Origin of the sequence: Psychrilyobacter sp., from assembly GCF_037132775.1 — a bacterium.
Taxonomy (GTDB): domain Bacteria; phylum Fusobacteriota; class Fusobacteriia; order Fusobacteriales; family Fusobacteriaceae; genus Psychrilyobacter.
Genome location: NZ_JBAHZY010000011.1, coordinates 1 through 15,003 on the forward strand (window position 1 = coordinate 1; position 15,003 = coordinate 15,003).

General features: G+C 33.4%; 16 protein-coding genes. 12 read left to right on the plus strand and 4 right to left on the minus strand.

Translation table 11 applies throughout. The features are described from left to right. Positions 1 to 377 precede the first annotated feature (377 nt). From V5784_RS00635 to V5784_RS00660, 6 genes are all read left to right on the plus strand, one after another. Positions 378 to 1,265, plus strand: a complete 888-nt coding sequence (locus tag V5784_RS00635; protein ID WP_336887117.1) for a LysR family transcriptional regulator — start codon at positions 378 to 380, stop codon at positions 1,263 to 1,265. Between the two features lie 517 nt (positions 1,266 to 1,782). Beyond that, complete coding sequence (locus V5784_RS00640) at positions 1,783 to 2,997, plus strand: PLP-dependent aspartate aminotransferase family protein (RefSeq protein WP_336887118.1); 1,215 nt, start codon at positions 1,783 to 1,785, stop codon at positions 2,995 to 2,997. A 110-nt stretch (positions 2,998 to 3,107) separates the two neighbouring features. Beyond that, on the plus strand, positions 3,108 to 4,556 hold the full coding sequence (gene nhaC, locus V5784_RS00645) for a Na+/H+ antiporter NhaC (protein WP_336887119.1): 1,449 nt from the start codon (positions 3,108 to 3,110) through the stop codon (positions 4,554 to 4,556). A 176-nt stretch (positions 4,557 to 4,732) separates the two neighbouring features. Beyond that, the gene (locus tag V5784_RS00650; protein ID WP_336887120.1) at positions 4,733 to 5,503 is read left to right on the plus strand and encodes a sugar phosphate isomerase/epimerase; all 771 of its coding nucleotides are present in this window, start codon (positions 4,733 to 4,735) and stop codon (positions 5,501 to 5,503) included. A 64-nt stretch (positions 5,504 to 5,567) separates the two neighbouring features. Further along, positions 5,568 to 7,055 carry a threonine synthase gene (thrC, locus tag V5784_RS00655; protein ID WP_336887121.1) on the plus strand — a complete coding sequence of 496 codons (1,488 nt, stop codon included), beginning with the start codon at positions 5,568 to 5,570 and terminating at the stop codon, positions 7,053 to 7,055. A 42-nt stretch (positions 7,056 to 7,097) separates the two neighbouring features. After that, positions 7,098 to 7,787 carry an MgtC/SapB family protein gene (locus V5784_RS00660; RefSeq protein ID WP_336887122.1) on the plus strand — a complete coding sequence of 230 codons (690 nt, stop codon included), beginning with the start codon at positions 7,098 to 7,100 and terminating at the stop codon, positions 7,785 to 7,787. A gap of 318 nt (positions 7,788 to 8,105) precedes the next feature. Here the strand turns inward: V5784_RS00660 and V5784_RS00665 are convergent, their stop codons facing one another. The 4 genes from V5784_RS00665 to V5784_RS00680 all read right to left on the minus strand — a co-directional run bounded on the left by V5784_RS00665 (position 8,106) and on the right by V5784_RS00680 (position 11,511). Beyond that, positions 8,106 to 8,528: a hypothetical protein gene (locus V5784_RS00665; RefSeq protein ID WP_336887123.1), complete on the minus strand. Its 423-nt coding sequence runs from the start codon at positions 8,526 to 8,528 to the stop codon at positions 8,106 to 8,108. Further along, the gene (locus V5784_RS00670; protein ID WP_336887131.1) at positions 8,503 to 9,186 is read right to left on the minus strand and encodes a DUF748 domain-containing protein; all 684 of its coding nucleotides are present in this window, start codon (positions 9,184 to 9,186) and stop codon (positions 8,503 to 8,505) included. Before V5784_RS00670 ends, V5784_RS00665 begins: the two co-directional genes overlap by 26 nt. Next, on the minus strand, positions 9,165 to 9,926 hold the full coding sequence (locus tag V5784_RS00675) for a hypothetical protein (RefSeq protein ID WP_336887124.1): 762 nt from the start codon (positions 9,924 to 9,926) through the stop codon (positions 9,165 to 9,167). Before V5784_RS00675 ends, V5784_RS00670 begins: the two co-directional genes overlap by 22 nt. A gap of 256 nt (positions 9,927 to 10,182) precedes the next feature. Then, positions 10,183 to 11,511 (minus strand): hypothetical protein, encoded by a 1,329-nt coding sequence (locus tag V5784_RS00680; RefSeq protein ID WP_336887125.1) that lies wholly within the window; start codon positions 11,509 to 11,511, stop codon positions 10,183 to 10,185. A 150-nt stretch (positions 11,512 to 11,661) separates the two neighbouring features. Between V5784_RS00680 and V5784_RS00685 the strand changes: the two genes are divergently transcribed. The 6 genes from V5784_RS00685 to V5784_RS00710 all read left to right on the plus strand — a co-directional run bounded on the left by V5784_RS00685 (position 11,662) and on the right by V5784_RS00710 (position 14,823). Further along, positions 11,662 to 11,973 (plus strand): PadR family transcriptional regulator, encoded by a 312-nt coding sequence (locus tag V5784_RS00685; protein ID WP_336887126.1) that lies wholly within the window; start codon positions 11,662 to 11,664, stop codon positions 11,971 to 11,973. Positions 11,974 to 12,109: 136 nt separating this feature from the next. Beyond that, a complete protein-coding gene (locus tag V5784_RS00690; protein WP_336887127.1) occupies positions 12,110 to 13,009 on the plus strand; it encodes an OFA family MFS transporter in 900 nt (299 codons plus the stop codon). 44 nt (positions 13,010 to 13,053) lie between these two features. Beyond that, positions 13,054 to 13,323, plus strand: coding sequence for a hypothetical protein (locus V5784_RS00695; RefSeq protein ID WP_336887128.1), 270 nt, complete (start codon positions 13,054 to 13,056; stop codon positions 13,321 to 13,323). 62 nt (positions 13,324 to 13,385) lie between these two features. Continuing rightward, a complete protein-coding gene (locus V5784_RS00700) occupies positions 13,386 to 13,793 on the plus strand; it encodes a Mur ligase domain-containing protein (RefSeq protein ID WP_336887129.1) in 408 nt (135 codons plus the stop codon). Between the two features lie 2 nt (positions 13,794 to 13,795). Further along, positions 13,796 to 14,077: a Mur ligase family protein gene (locus tag V5784_RS00705; RefSeq protein ID WP_336887132.1), complete on the plus strand. Its 282-nt coding sequence runs from the start codon at positions 13,796 to 13,798 to the stop codon at positions 14,075 to 14,077. Positions 14,078 to 14,097: 20 nt separating this feature from the next. Further along, a complete protein-coding gene (locus V5784_RS00710) occupies positions 14,098 to 14,823 on the plus strand; it encodes a cyanophycin synthetase (protein WP_336887130.1) in 726 nt (241 codons plus the stop codon). Positions 14,824 to 15,003: the final 180 nt, after the last annotated feature.

The window sequence follows — 15,003 nt, forward strand, 5'->3', positions numbered from 1 at the left end:
AAACAATCTTAAATTTAAACTTAGAAGAGTAAGTTTTTCGTGTATTCATAATCAAAATCCCCCATATTGTTTTCTTAAATTATACCCTATTTTTTTGCTTAAGGTTAAACACTCTTTGTATGAATTTATACGACCATTATACAATACGGTAAAAATTTTTAATATATTAGTGATAAATCTCACCTCCTATACATTCTACTGTTAAACTCTTAGAGTTCCTTTTGATACTAAGATTTAATTAATATTTCTGGTCTTATGTCAATATAGTTGAAACTTGTCTTGACTATCCGATTGGTTAACTGTATATTAAATTATCTAACTAAATTCATTATTCTATTATTTAAATGAGTTATATTCGCTTATCTGGAGGACTATCTATGTCATTATTTTCATATCAAATTTTTGATGCTGTTGCAAAACAGCAAAGCTTTTTGCGAGCAGCAGAAAACATGTATTTAACTCCATCGGCGGTTAGTCATTCTATAGCCTCACTGGAAAGCAAGCTGGGCTTTTCACTCTTCATAAGGAGTAGAACTGGCGTAAAACTAACGAGCGAAGGAGAAGCTCTGCTTATACATGTCCGTACAATTCTAAACTGTGAAGAACAGTTACAACAAGAAGCAACGCAAATTAACGGGCTGGGAAAAGGAACCGTAGTAATTGGTACCTTTAGCAGTGTCTGTACCAACTGGATTCCTGATATTGTAAAATCTTTTGAAATTCTTTATCCCAACATCAATATTAATATTATGCAAGGGGATTATGAAGATGTCATTTTCTGGACAAAAAATGGTATTGTAGATATTGGCTTCGCTTCCTTGCCAATTAAGGAAAAACTCATAGCAACGCCTCTTTATAAAGATCGTATCCTGTGCGTTACACCGAGAGATTTCAAACCCATACATTCCACATATGTCACTATTGATGATCTCAAAAATCATTCCTTTATTTTGCAGCGGGAAGGTTATAGTGCGGATACCGTTTTATTTATTAAAAAACATAATTTATCCATCCGTTCTCAATTTTTAATAGATAATGACCAATCTATCCTCGCAATGGTAGAGAATGGCCTTGGTATAAGTCTTGTTCCCGAATTGATTCTAAATAAAGTACGTTGCAATGTCAATGTCTACCCCATAAAACCAAATGAGTTTCGGACGATCGGTCTGATCACGTACAAAACAGAATTGCTATCTCCAGCAACTTTAAAAATGTTCGATCATATTCTTTCATACATAAAAAGCAATAACCTTATGAACCTGTGAAATGTTGTGTTAGAAATATACACAATGAGCTGCACAAGTCTAGTTAATAATATAGTAAAGCAAGATTATCGCTTTATTAGAAAGAAAGTGAAATCCATCTTAGGATTTTAAAACTTCAATTCTGCCAAGCATGTTATATCTAAAATAGAAATTATGAATATATTAAGAAAACAGCAAGTCGGTTTAATCTACCGACTTGCTGTTTTTAAATGTAAATTTATAAATAACTTATTTGGGACTAAAGCTTAAAAACAAACTAAATCAGGAAATCTTAGGGTTAGAATAATTGTTGCAACAGAACCAGAATTAGGGGGTCAAACCGGGATGAGCTTGTTCTATATGTTCATCGAATACATTATAAGTGAATATTATTCATTTATAATGTTAATATTATGAATTTTACTTATTCACAAAAAAGATATATAAAAAGAGTAGATATATGAAATGTATGTAGTATATTGTTGAAAAAATAACACGAGAATCTAAATTTAAAATATTTTAAAGGGAGGATTTTATAATGGACACAAAAAAATTATCATTTAAAACAAGAGCAATCCATGCAGGAAGTGAACCAGATCCAACAACAGGCTCACATGTTGCACCAATTTACCGTACCTCGACATTTGTAATGAAAAATGTTGAGGAAGCAATTGCTGCAGGTTATGGAGATACAGAGGGAAAATACTATGCATATACAAGATATGGAAACCCAACGGTACATGCTGTACAACGAAAGATAGCTGCATTGGAAAATGCAGAAGCCTGTTTAATGGCGGCATCAGGAATGGGGGCTATAACTACAGCATTACTTGCAGTTTTAAGTGCTGGTGATCACATAGTTGCTGCTGATACTGTTTATGGAGGAACTTTTGGTTTTATTAAAAACATTCTTCCTCGTTTTGGTATTGAAGCAACTACAATTTCAACAATAGGAAATAATGTTGAAAACATTAGAAAAGCAATGAAACCAAATACAAAAATTGTTTATGTCGAATCACCATGCAATCCAACTTTAGCAATTACAGATATTAAAAAAGCAGCTGAAATAGCACATGATGGTGGAGCTTTACTATATGTTGACAACACATTTGCAACTCCATATCTACAACAACCGCTTTCATTAGGGGCAGATATTGTATTACATTCAACAACTAAATACTTAAATGGACATGGAGATTTAGTAGGAGGAGCGATTGTAGGCAGCAAAAAATTAGTGCACAAAATGGATGCTGATTTCATGAAATGGATGGGTGGGATTATGTCACCTACAGATGCAGCATCACTTTCTAAGGGGATTCAAACTTTAGGTATAAGAATGGATGTACACTGTTCAAATGCTAGAAAAGTAGCAGAGTTTTTAGATAACCACCACATGGTTGAAAAAGTATTATATCCTGGGCTAAAATCTCATCCAGGTCATGAGCTTGCAAAAAAACAAATGAAAGACTTTGGAGGTATGATGAGCTTTAACGTTCGTGGTGGATTTGAAGCAGGGAAAATATTAATGGATAGCGTAAAACTATTCAGTTTAGCAACTTCTTTAGGTAATGTTGATTCACTTATTCAACATTCAGCATCAATGAGCCATGCATCAATGAGCAAAGAGGACCGTGAAGCAGTTGGAATTGCAGACGGACAAGTCAGATTATCAATAGGTATTGAAGAGGTGGAAGAAATTATCCAAGACTTAGATCAGGCGTTAAATCATGTTGAAAATAAATTGAACCTATAGTCAAAATTTGTATCAAGTAGTATCAAATCCAAAATGTAGTAATAATTTAATAACCACGAAATATCAGTTATTTATAATTATAAGCGTATATAAAAGGAGTGAAATTATTTATGGAAAAGACAAAAAAAGCAAATTTATGGCAATCTATAGCTATTGTTACCGTTGTTCTCTTGATGATGATCATTCCTATGACACAGGGAGCAAGTCTTGTTATCCCTCTTTTCATCATTTGGCCAGTTCTTTATGTTTTTATGATAGTATTTAAGTTTGATTATAAAAAAGCTGAAAATGATGCATTTAATAATTTACGAAAAATAATGGGTACACTTATGATTGTGTCATCTGTAGGAATTCTTGTAGGTGCTTGGATTGTTAGTGGTACGATACCGGCTCTTATGTATTATGGTCTACAAATTATAAATCCACAATTCTTTTTACCAACTACATTAATACTTACATCTATTATGTCTATGGCAACCGGAACTTCTTATGGTTCTGCTGCATCTGTAGGAATTGCAATGATGGGTATTGGTTCAGCAATGGGTTTAGATCCTGGTATGACTGCTGGAGCTGTAATATGTGGTGCATTATTTGGAGACAAGATGTCCCCGCTATCTGATACAACTAATGTTTGTCCTGCAGTGACTGGAGGAACTTTATTCGGACATATCAAAAGTATGTTGTGGACTATGATTCCTGCGTATCTTATTACCATAATCATTTTTGTGGTATTAGGTCTAAAAACAGATATAAGCGGATATAGCTCTGAATCAATAAATACTATTATTAATGTTATACAAGCTAATTTTAATATATCTATTATAGCTCTATTTCCTGTGATTAGTGTTATAGTCCTATTAGTTTTAAGAGTTGATACCCTTCCTGCTATTTTCATGGGAGCTATTTCCGGTCTAATTATTGCCGTAGTTTTCCAAGGAGTAAATTTTATTAACGTTCTTGATGTTATGGTTAAAGGTTTCTCTATTAGTAGTGGGAACAGTTTAGTTGATAAATTATTTAATCGTGGTGGTTTAATTAGTATGGCCACTACTTTCTTTATGATCCTCTATTCAATAGTAATGAGTGGTATGCTCGAATCAATTGGTGTTATCGATGCATTAATGGGTGGGTTTACAAAGAAAGTCAATACTGTTTTTAAGCTAATTGTTACTACTATGATTACAAGTTATACATCCAATATATTAACTTGTAGTGGAAATGCAGCTCATGTTATCACCGGTGAGATGTTATCACCTTTATATAAGGAAAAGGGTATTGCTCCTGAAGTTTGCTCGCGTACAATGGAAGATTGTGCCACTCTGGGTGGTGCTCTCGTACCTTGGGTTAATGGTGTTTATTTTAGTGGTGTATTAGGTGTTTCTATTTTACAATATGCGCCTTATCTATTTTTGACTTATTTAACACCTATCTTTACTTTGATATTTGCGGCTACTGGTATCGCTATTTTCTATGTGGATAGAAAAGGAAATCGTATCACGAAAGAAGAGCATGCTAAATTATATATTGAGCCACCTGTTATTACAGTTGAGTCTGCATAAATAGAGAAATAGTTTTATTCTACTTACATTGTATAATTAAATGGAACAAAAAAAGATCCATAGAAACTTTCCTGGGATAATGTATGTGCGAACAAACATCAAAGGAGGTTTCTATGAATCAAAAACATATTATCATTTTAGAGAGAGAAAAAATAAGTTAACTATGGAGGATAATTATGAAAAGTTTATTATTATGTGATTCTAGAAACCTTGAACAAACTGCTTTATTATGTAACAAGCACAATTTAGGAATAGAAGCTCAAGCATTTTGGGATCCAAACTATTTAAATATTAATTCTAATGGTATAGAAGAACATTTAAATGCTCTAAAAGATATTTCTATTCGTGCTATTCACGGGCCATTTTGGGATATGTGTCCCGGAAGTTTTGACAGTTTAATTAGAGAAGCAACAAAAATACGGTTTGAGGATGCATATGCTTGTGCTAATAAAATAAAAGCTAAACATATAATTTTACATCATGGTGGTTATCCTGCTGGCGTATTTACTTATAAGAAATCAAAAAATGAATGGTTAGACAGAAATATTCAATTTTGGAAAGATTTTTTAAAAGATAAGGATAAGAGTGTTAAAATTCATGTCGAAAACTTTCTTGAACCTGACCCTGAATTAATGCTTCAGCTTATAGAAGGAGTCGATCAAGAAAATTTAGATATTAATCTAGATATTGGACATGTTAATTACAGTTCAGATTTATCTGTTGTTGAGTGGATAAAAAGACTTAATAAACATATTGGTTATGTTCATATCCATGATAATATGGGTACTGCTGACGACCATCATGGGTTAGGACAAGGAAATTTACCTTTAATTGAAATATTTGAAGCATTAGAAAAATATTCTCCTAATGCTATATGGGCAATAGAAAATCATGATTTAGAAGAATCTATTGACTGGTTAAAAGATCATGGATATTTTAACGTATAATTAGATCTATTGATTTAAAGGAAGTATATATATAAAAATTAACAAATTATATGGAGGATATAAAATGTCAAAATTATATTACAGTAGTACGCGTTCAAATGAAGAGAAGCTAACGTTTTCAGAAGCGGTAGTAAGAGGTATTGCACCTGATGGAGGGCTATATGTTCCATCTAAGTTTCCGAAGTTTGACATTTTTAATAAAGAGAACTTGAATTTATCTTATCAAGAGATTGCTAAAAAAGTATTGTCTCTATTTGCTCAAGATTTTACTGAAGAAGAAATTAATACTTGTGTCTATGGTGCTTATGATGAAAAATTTGAAAACTCTAAAATTGCTCCTTTGAAAGTATATGAAGAGTTTAGTTTTATTGAACTATATCATGGAAAAACCTTGGCTTTTAAGGATATGGCCTTATCTATACTACCATATTTAATGAAGACTGCTGCAAAAAAACTAGAAACTAAAGAAAAAATAGTTATTCTGGCTGCTACTTCTGGAGATACTGGTAAAGCAGCTCTAGAAGGTTTTGCAGATATTGAAGGGACAGAAATTATTGTTTTTTATCCAACAGATGGGGTAAGTGATGTACAAAAACGTCAAATGACAACGCAAATAGGTGCTAATACTCATGTGTATGGTATTTCTGGAAACTTTGATGATGCTCAAAGTGGTGTGAAAGACCTCTTTATGAATGATCAATTAAAAAAAGTACTTAAATCTAAAGGGTATATATTTTCATCGGCTAATTCAATTAATATAGGTAGACTCGTACCTCAAATTATATATTATATTAGCTCTTACTATAATCTTGTAAACCAAAATATTATAAAAATTGGGGATCCTATTAATGTAGTAGTTCCAACGGGTAACTTTGGAAATATACTAGCTGCGTATTATGCTAAAAATATCGGGCTTCCCGTTAATAAATTCATTTGTGCATCCAATGAGAATAATGTATTAACAGATTTTATTAAAACTGATGTATATGATTTGGACAGACCTTTTAATATAACGATATCACCATCTATGGACATTTTAATTTCAAGTAATCTTGAACGGTTTTTATATGAAATTAGTGGTAAAGATCCTAAAATGATAGATGAACTTATGAAATCTTTAAAGTCAAATGGTAAATACGAAATAACAGGTTCTATGAAAGCAAATATGAGTGATTTTTATGGAGGGTATGCTGCTGATACCGCAACCATAGAAACTATTGAAGCATTATATATAAAATATGGATATGTTGTTGACCCACATACAGCTGTAGCATATTGTGTGTATAAAGACTATGTTAAATTAACAGGTGATAAAACCCATACACTAATTGCTTCGACAGCAAGTCCATATAAATTTACACGTAGTGTTGCTGAAGGAATCGGAGTGCCTTTAGGGTCGTATAATGATTTTGAACTTATTGACATATTATCAGAGAAAACAGGATTAACTGTACCTAATTCAATAAAAAGATTAGCAGATCGAGAGATACTTCATGACTCAACTTGTGAGAAAACAGAACTGAGAGAAGTTGTGGAAAGTATTCTTCAATAGAATTTTGTTTGGTTTAAGAAATAATAATAAAAAGGAGAAAAAATGGAACTTTTATTACTAAAGTTAATAAGTGCTATTATAATTGGTGGTGCAATTGGGATAGAAAGAAAAAAAAGAGGAAAACCAGCAGGTTTAGTAACGAATATATTAGTCTGCCTAGGTTCTACCCTTATTGCAATAGAACAACAAGCACTAATGATGACATCTATAAATCTAATTAATGAAAATCCAAACTTAGCTCAAGCTCTTAAGGTAGATGTAGGTCGATTAACTGCTCAAGTGATAAGTGGAATCGGTTTTTTAGGTGGAGGAGTTATTCTTCAAACAAAAGAATCGGTAAAAGGAATTACAACAGCAGCTACACTTTGGGTAGTAGCTGCAATTGGAATATCATTAGGAAGTGGACATTTTGAAATAGCTTACACGACTTTTATAGCAACATTAATTGTTTTAATATTTATAAAAAAAATTGAAGTATCTACTTTAGATAGACGAATAATAAAAAAAATATCAATTGAATATTATGAAAATGATACTCTTTTAGAAGAGTTAAAGAATGCTTTTTTAACAAGATCTATAAAAGTTTCTTCTACTACGATTATACAGAGAGAAATTTTAGATAATGAAATTCTCATAAAAAAACAATATATTTTAAATATTCCTAAATATATTAATATTAAGCATCTAATCAGAGAATTACGAACATATAAATATATAAAGACAATTAATTAAATTTATTGACTGCAAACTTATATAAACTCAATACCTTTTTAAATATAGAACCTTCATATTTTCGGAAGTCTCCCAAATATAGTGTAAATTAATTTTAAACCTTCTTAGTTGATAGAGTATAATCTATATAAACTAAGGAGATTTTTTTATTAACCTATTAGGGGTCCCGTCAGGAAACTGGAAATTAATTTTCTCTTTCATAATATGGGAGCTTTTAAAAACAGAAGAATTTTAGAAAAAGTGGAAGGACTTTAAAGTTCTTCCACTTTTTCTAGCTATTTTTAGCCTTAGACAATCCAAGTATTATAATAATCTTTTTTATTCTTTAAATTTCACCTCAGCTTGAGGCAGGTATTTGCTGTCCTGAGAAACCTCTACTTCTATCCTTTCGGAAGATATTTTATCCGAGAAGAAATCTAGAATATATTTTCTTCTTTCCTCCATGAGGTTTTGCAGAGCCCTTACCGAATCTATCCTCTCACCTGTGAGGATCCCAGTGATGAATTTGGTGGTGAGAAGACTCCTTTCTGCATTTTGATTGGTGTATAGGGTAAAGGCCACCTTGGATTTTGAATTTTCTATAAGTATATTTAGAATTTCATTGAGTTTATCTGTTTCGGATTTATTCAGTTTTCTCGAAAGATACTGAAAGTAAATGGTCTTGATCTCGTTATTCCCCAAGGTAAGGATCTTGGAGATGATGGTCTGAGGAGATTTAGCCGCCTTTACCAGGCCACTCATAAGGCTGCTGGTTATAACAGAGGTGACATTCAACTTTGGATTGGTGAGATCCACCCGTGACAGGAAGGGTGATACGGATATTCCCGTATTTATCGGAAAGAACCTTTATTATAGATCCCAGAGGAATCTCCCTAGAATAACCGGTAGTTTTACCCAAGTCCACTTTTGAGATGGTTATGTCGTGCTCCGAATTCAGTTGACCGGCTCTCAGATCAACCCTTCCCCTGGACGATAGAAGTCCTCCGTCAAACTCGTTGGGGAGGCTCTTTTCGAGGATATTGTTGAAGGTAGGAATATTGAATTTTGTCACATTAAAGGTTCCGCTGAAGGTGATCGTCTGGGGAGAAAAATCCCAGTCTTCCATCAGAGTTAGCTTTCCCTTGAGTTCTACCTTTTTGATGCCTGCAAGGGACAAACCTGTATCTATAGAGGATCTTTTATTTTTTTGGGTGGTAAAGTTTGCAGCTGAAAATCCTATATTTTCATAGACCGATGTTTTTTTGAGTTCCCTGTAGATAACTTTCCCATTTTTAACCTTGATTTTGGAAGCCGATATTATGGGAAGGGATTTTTCCTTCTTTTGCTCATTGGAGTCGGTGGTTCCGACGGCTCCTTTAGGGGATCTCCTAAGATCGATCAGAGGAGATGTAAGGGAGATATGGAACTGAAATTTATTATTTTAGGAGAGTACTCCTTCACAACTATATCACCCTTGGCCAACTGAAACTTGGTTTTACCCTTAATATCTCCTTTGAGGCTTGAGAGAGAGAAGCTGCTGTCTGAAAGACTAATCCCCTCTTTTTTTAAGTTGAAGTCTAGCTTGGATCGGATATTTCCCACGGAAATTTCCATAGATTTGGTTTTTTTTATGTAGAGGTCAAATCCTAAAAAGGTTCCCTTAGAGCTTAGATTATTCTTTGAATAATCCAGAAAGGATGAATAATTGACAATTCCTTTCATTTCATAGGGGAAATCCTTTATATAGGAGGTTAGCATCTTGAGATCTAAATTTGAAATCGATATATTTCCTTTGGTCCTGAGGTCTGAAAAACTATCCATATCATTTACTTTTACATTTAGATCCCCCTTTAAGGAGGTGGAACCATTTATAAGGGTACCTAGGACAAAATCCGAATTAATTTTTTTATTGGAAATATTCTTTCCATCTAGATAGATATTTGCAAAAGAGAGATCTTTTGCAAGTACCCGTCCCTTTCTTAGCTTGAGATTATCTATTATAACTTCAATTTCCTCTTCCTTAGAAGGTAACCTGCTATCTCCGGAAACTATTCCCTCTGGATAGGAGTTTTTCGATTTTTCAGGACCAATCTTGGTATTTAAATCTAAAAGAAAGTTGCTGACTGTCACTGAATCCAGAGTGATCATCTCCTTATTCAAACCGCCGAGTTCAACAGAGAGGTCTCCGGTAAAAAAATTCTGATTTTTTTATTTTTGATATTAAACCCCTTGAGATCTAGCGGGCCAGACAGGGAGTAGGAGCTGTCATCTAGATTGTAGCTAAGAGAGCAGTTACCATAAAGGGACTTAAGCAGGATATTGTGAAGCTGGTCCTCCTTTCCCATGAGTTTCAGCTCTTCAGTAAATATATCTGATTTTAAGATGATATTGGGATAGCTAAAGGAATAATCACCCTTCAGGTTAACTCTTTTGATTTCAGCCTCATATGGTAGCCTCTTTTTATGGAGTCAGGAAGTTCCAAAGATGGAGTATCTAATATAAAACTCCCCTTAAGAATAAGGGATTTTAAAGGGTTAAACTCCATGGAATAATCCAGAATCTCAACAAGAGATTGAGATGAAAAATCTATGGAGTCGTTAAGGGTAAAGGATGCAAGAGCAGATGCCTTATTTCCGGGAACATTCCTCAGATTCTTGAGGCTTAAATCTATATCGGTAAATACTAGGTCGCCGTAGGTAAGGGATGATCTTTTAACTGTAATCTCACCGATGATTAGATCCTTTAGGAGAGAGCCATTCTCCTCTGCAGGGAGGGGTTTAACTTGCTGTTTTTTCCCAGATGCAGGAACCTCCTTTTCTTTTTGAAAAATAGAAAGGTTGCTCTGGGTGTCCTCTATTTCCAGTTTTTTAAGGTTTAAGGATATTTCAGGAAAGGTCAGACTCTCCAGGTCAATAGATATACATTCAGAGTTCAGGAGCTGGTTTCCTTTTTTGTTCTCCGCAAGAACCTTTAAGCCCGTGACATTTCCTCTTATTTGAAACTTTTTTTTAAGGTAGTTTCCCTGGATAAAGATACTTCCTCTGAGATTTCCAGACAGCTGGTGAGCATCTTCTTCGCTGGAGAAGAAGGGATTGTTGAAGTGAAATCCCTGTGAAACCAAAGAGGTATCCACTGCACCGGTTTTTGTATTGACTTTAGTTTTTATATCAACGAGACCACTCCCTAAAATATTCAGACTTGCAGAAAGATCCAGCTCATTGTTTTCATAGGTGAAGTCAGGGACCTTGAGAGTTATTGTATCCATTGACTTCAGTATTTCATTGGGGCTTATGAAAGTTAGCCTTTCTACAGTAATTTTCTTAATTTCCACCTCTCTTATGAACCACTGTGAAGGTGCATCTGGATCTACTTCTCCTATCTGTGGAGAGGCTTCTTTATTTACTTCCGAGTTATTTCCCAAATAAATAAAGTTCAGAGTGGGTTCGATGAGACGAACCTCCCTTATGGAGAGTTTTCTTCCAAAAAGTTTAAGAGGGTCGGTATCTATCTTTATGGATTTGAGAGACAGCAGTGGTTCTTTTTCTCCATTCCATATAGTCAGATTATGGGAGGAAAGGGTCCTTGTGAAAGGATTCAGCCAGAGGCTCCCCATACTTACTCTTTTATTTAAAGTTTTTTCTAGGGATGAGGTGACAATTCCCTTTAAAACCAGGTTTGTACCTGCTATCAAAAGAAATATAAGTACACCTAGAGATACCAGAATTATTTTATATATTTTTTTCATAACCAGCCCCCTTAAAAAAAGATCTTTTATTATAGTTTAGGAAAAAAATTGTTTTTTCCTGCCTTTTTCAAACGTTTCTTTTGACTAAGATCATTTTCTATGCTGTTATCAAATATCAATATCGATTTCTGATAACAACGGGGTGATTAGGTGAAAAATAAAATTCCAAGGAAACTTTTACTAGGATTTATGCAGATACATATATTAATTCAAGCAAAAAAAGAACCTTTTTTTGGACTTTGGATGATCGAAGAATTAAAAAACTATGGATATCAAATTAGTCCTGGTACTATCTATCCACTTTTAACTAAAATGGAAAAGGAAACTCTGTTAAATAAAGAAGTGAGATTAATAAATGGTAAAAATAGAAATTATTATTTTATTACCGATGAAGGAATAGATGTTTTAACTGTTGCAAAAGAAAAAGCAATGACACTTTTTAAAGAATTAGAAGAGGTATAAAAATGAAGTTACAGACGATAAAGCAGCTTAGGCTGCTTAAATTAATAAAAAAAATATTTCTTAAAATGGCAGAAGAGCTCTCTTTAAACAAAGGGGGCTCTTTTGGTCTTTTTTTGAAAAAAAAAGGAGTTAAAGTATGATATTGAAAGTTAAACAAAGAACAATTTTTATTTTTTTAGGGGTAATTATTTATATGTGTTTGGGATCAGTATATTCCTGGAGTATTTTCAGAAAACCTTTGGAAGAACTTTTAAATATAAGTTCTACGGAGAGTTCCCTGCCATATATGACATTTTTAATTTTTTACGCGCTATCAATGCCTATTGCAGGCAATTTCATTGAAAAATATGGTCCAAGGAATATAACTTTATTTGGTGGTATGATTGTTTCATTGGGGTGGTTTTTATCTAGTTTTGCAAACAGCATTGAGATGCTCACAATAACTTATGGAGTTATTGGGGGTATAGGTGTAGGAATTGTTTATGGTGCTCCCATGGCTGTCTCTGCAAGATGGTTCCCAAATAAAAAAGGGATGGCTGTAGGTTTAACACTTTCTGGATTTGGGTTATCTCCTTTTGTAACAGCACCGATATCTAGACTTCTAATTGAGCATTTTGGAGTGGTTTCTTCTTTTAGAATTTTAAGTGCAGCTTTTTTGATAATAATATTAATTTTTGCACTTCCTTTAAGGTTTCCAAATGAAGAGGAGGAAACAGAGGAAAATGTTTCTAAAAATAAAAGCGATTCTTCAGATCTACCTTTAAAGAAAGTGCTAAAGAATAGAAATTTTTATATTTTATGGATATGTTTCGCTATAGGTACATTTACCGGTCTTATGGCAATTGGAATTTCTAGTCCTGTTGCACAGGAAATTGTTGGCCTTAATCCAACGATGAGTGCTTTTTCTGTTGCATTATTTGCTATATTTAATGGGTTGGGGCGACCTGTATTTGGTGTGATTACGGATAAAATCAAGTTTAAACAAACTGCGATAATTTCTTTTGGTCTTATTATTATAGCTTCGACAATAATGTAAACGCAGGTGAGGGTAATGTTATATTTTATATTATATCATTTTCAATGTTCTGGTTTATATTAGGTGGTTGGCTTGCAATTGCTCCTACTGCTGTAGCCAATAGTTTTGGAACGAGAAATTATGCAAGGAATTATGGTTTCTTGTTTACAGCGTATGGAGTAGGGGCAGTGGTTTCAAGTGTCACATCAGGTATTATTAAAGATTTTTTTGGGAGTTATATATATGTTTTTTATCCTACAATAGCAAGCGCAATTATAGGAATTTTGATAGTAGTTTTATTGCTTAAAGAAAAAAAAGATCTCAAGACTCTGTAGCTTAAGTAATATTTATGAAAATAATTTTTGAAGGACAAAAGAAAAAAAGGAGAATGATAGAAATGATAAATAAAATTTTTGCAGGAATAAAGATTGAAGTTATTCAAAATAACTATCCCGGGAAATATGTCAAGATGGAATATGATTCTAGAAAAATTGAAAATGGAGATATTTTTATTGCACTAGAAGGTGACAACAATGATGGACATAAATATATAAACTCTGCGATTCAAAGGGGTGCTAGACTCATAGTCGTTTCCCAAAAAATAGAAGTGAAAGATACGGGAATAAATGTAGTCAGAGTTAAAAATACGAGAAAAATATTAGGAAGGCTAGCTAGTAATTTTTATGACAGTCCTGAGAAAAAATTAAAAATACTGGGAGTAACAGGAACTAATGGAAAAACTACAACAGTTTATCTCCTCCACACATTTCTTGAAAATTCGACATTTATAGGGTCTATAGGATAAAAATAGGGAAGAAAAGCTATCCTCCCGTGAATACCACCCCTGAAAGTTTGGATATTATAAAGTGTGCAAAGGAAACTTTAGAAAGGGGAGGAAAGTATTTAATCTTAGAGGTTTCTTCCCAAGGAATAGATAACTTTAGAATAGAAGGCCTTCGATTCGCAGGAGCTATCTTTACAAACTTATCAAAGGAACATCTAGAGTGCCACAAAAACATGGAAGAATATTACTTAGTAAAGGAGAGGCTATTTAAGCAAGTAAAAGAGGGTGGAGTAATAGTTCCATAGAGGACAGATATGGAAGAAGGTTGAAAGAAAGATATAGGAATGCAGTTACCTATGGATTTCATAAAGTCGACTATAGAGGAGAAATAACTGATCTGAACCTCGATTGGATGAAGGTAAAACTAGAGGGCCTAGAGGGAATTTCAATACTCAAAACTTCATTGATAGGAGACTACAACCTCTTAAACATCCTAGCTGCAATAGCTATGGTAAAAGAATTAGGAGAGGATATTAGAGAGTTACCTGAAAAATTAAAAAAACTCGATTTTGTAGAGGGTCGTATGCAAAGAATAGAAGAGAGAGGAATAAAAGTTATTGTTGATTATGCACACACTGAAGATGCATTGGAAAGCGTTCTCAAAACTTTAACAAAATGCAGCTATAAAAAGTTATATACCCTTATTTCTGGAACCGGTGAAAGGTATGCAGAAAAGAGACCTAGACTGGCGGAAATTTCAGAAAAATATTCAGATTATACCATGGTAAGTTCAAATTCTCCTAGAGATGAAGATCCCATGAAGATAGCTTTAGAGGTGGCAGCTGGTTTTAAAAATGCAAGGTACAGTACCTATGATATAGAAGTGGATAGAACTAAAGCCATAAGGAAGTTGGTTGCTCAAGCTCAAAGTGGTGATATAATTTTACTAACTGGAAAGGGTCACGAAAATTATCAGGAAATAAAAAAAGTAAAAAAAGAATATAAGGAGATAGAGGTGGTGGAAAAAGCCTTAAAATCCAAAATTTATTAAAACAAAAATAAATAAAGCAATCTATGTCTAGAAGGGATAATGGGTCTGTCTCATATTTTGTGTAAACCTCCAAATTAGTGTAAACTACAATTACATTAATTTGGAGGTTTTTTTATGAGAAAAAAAAGAAAAGATTTATCCCCTGATGAATTAGCACGAAAAGAGCTAATTAGAGAATAT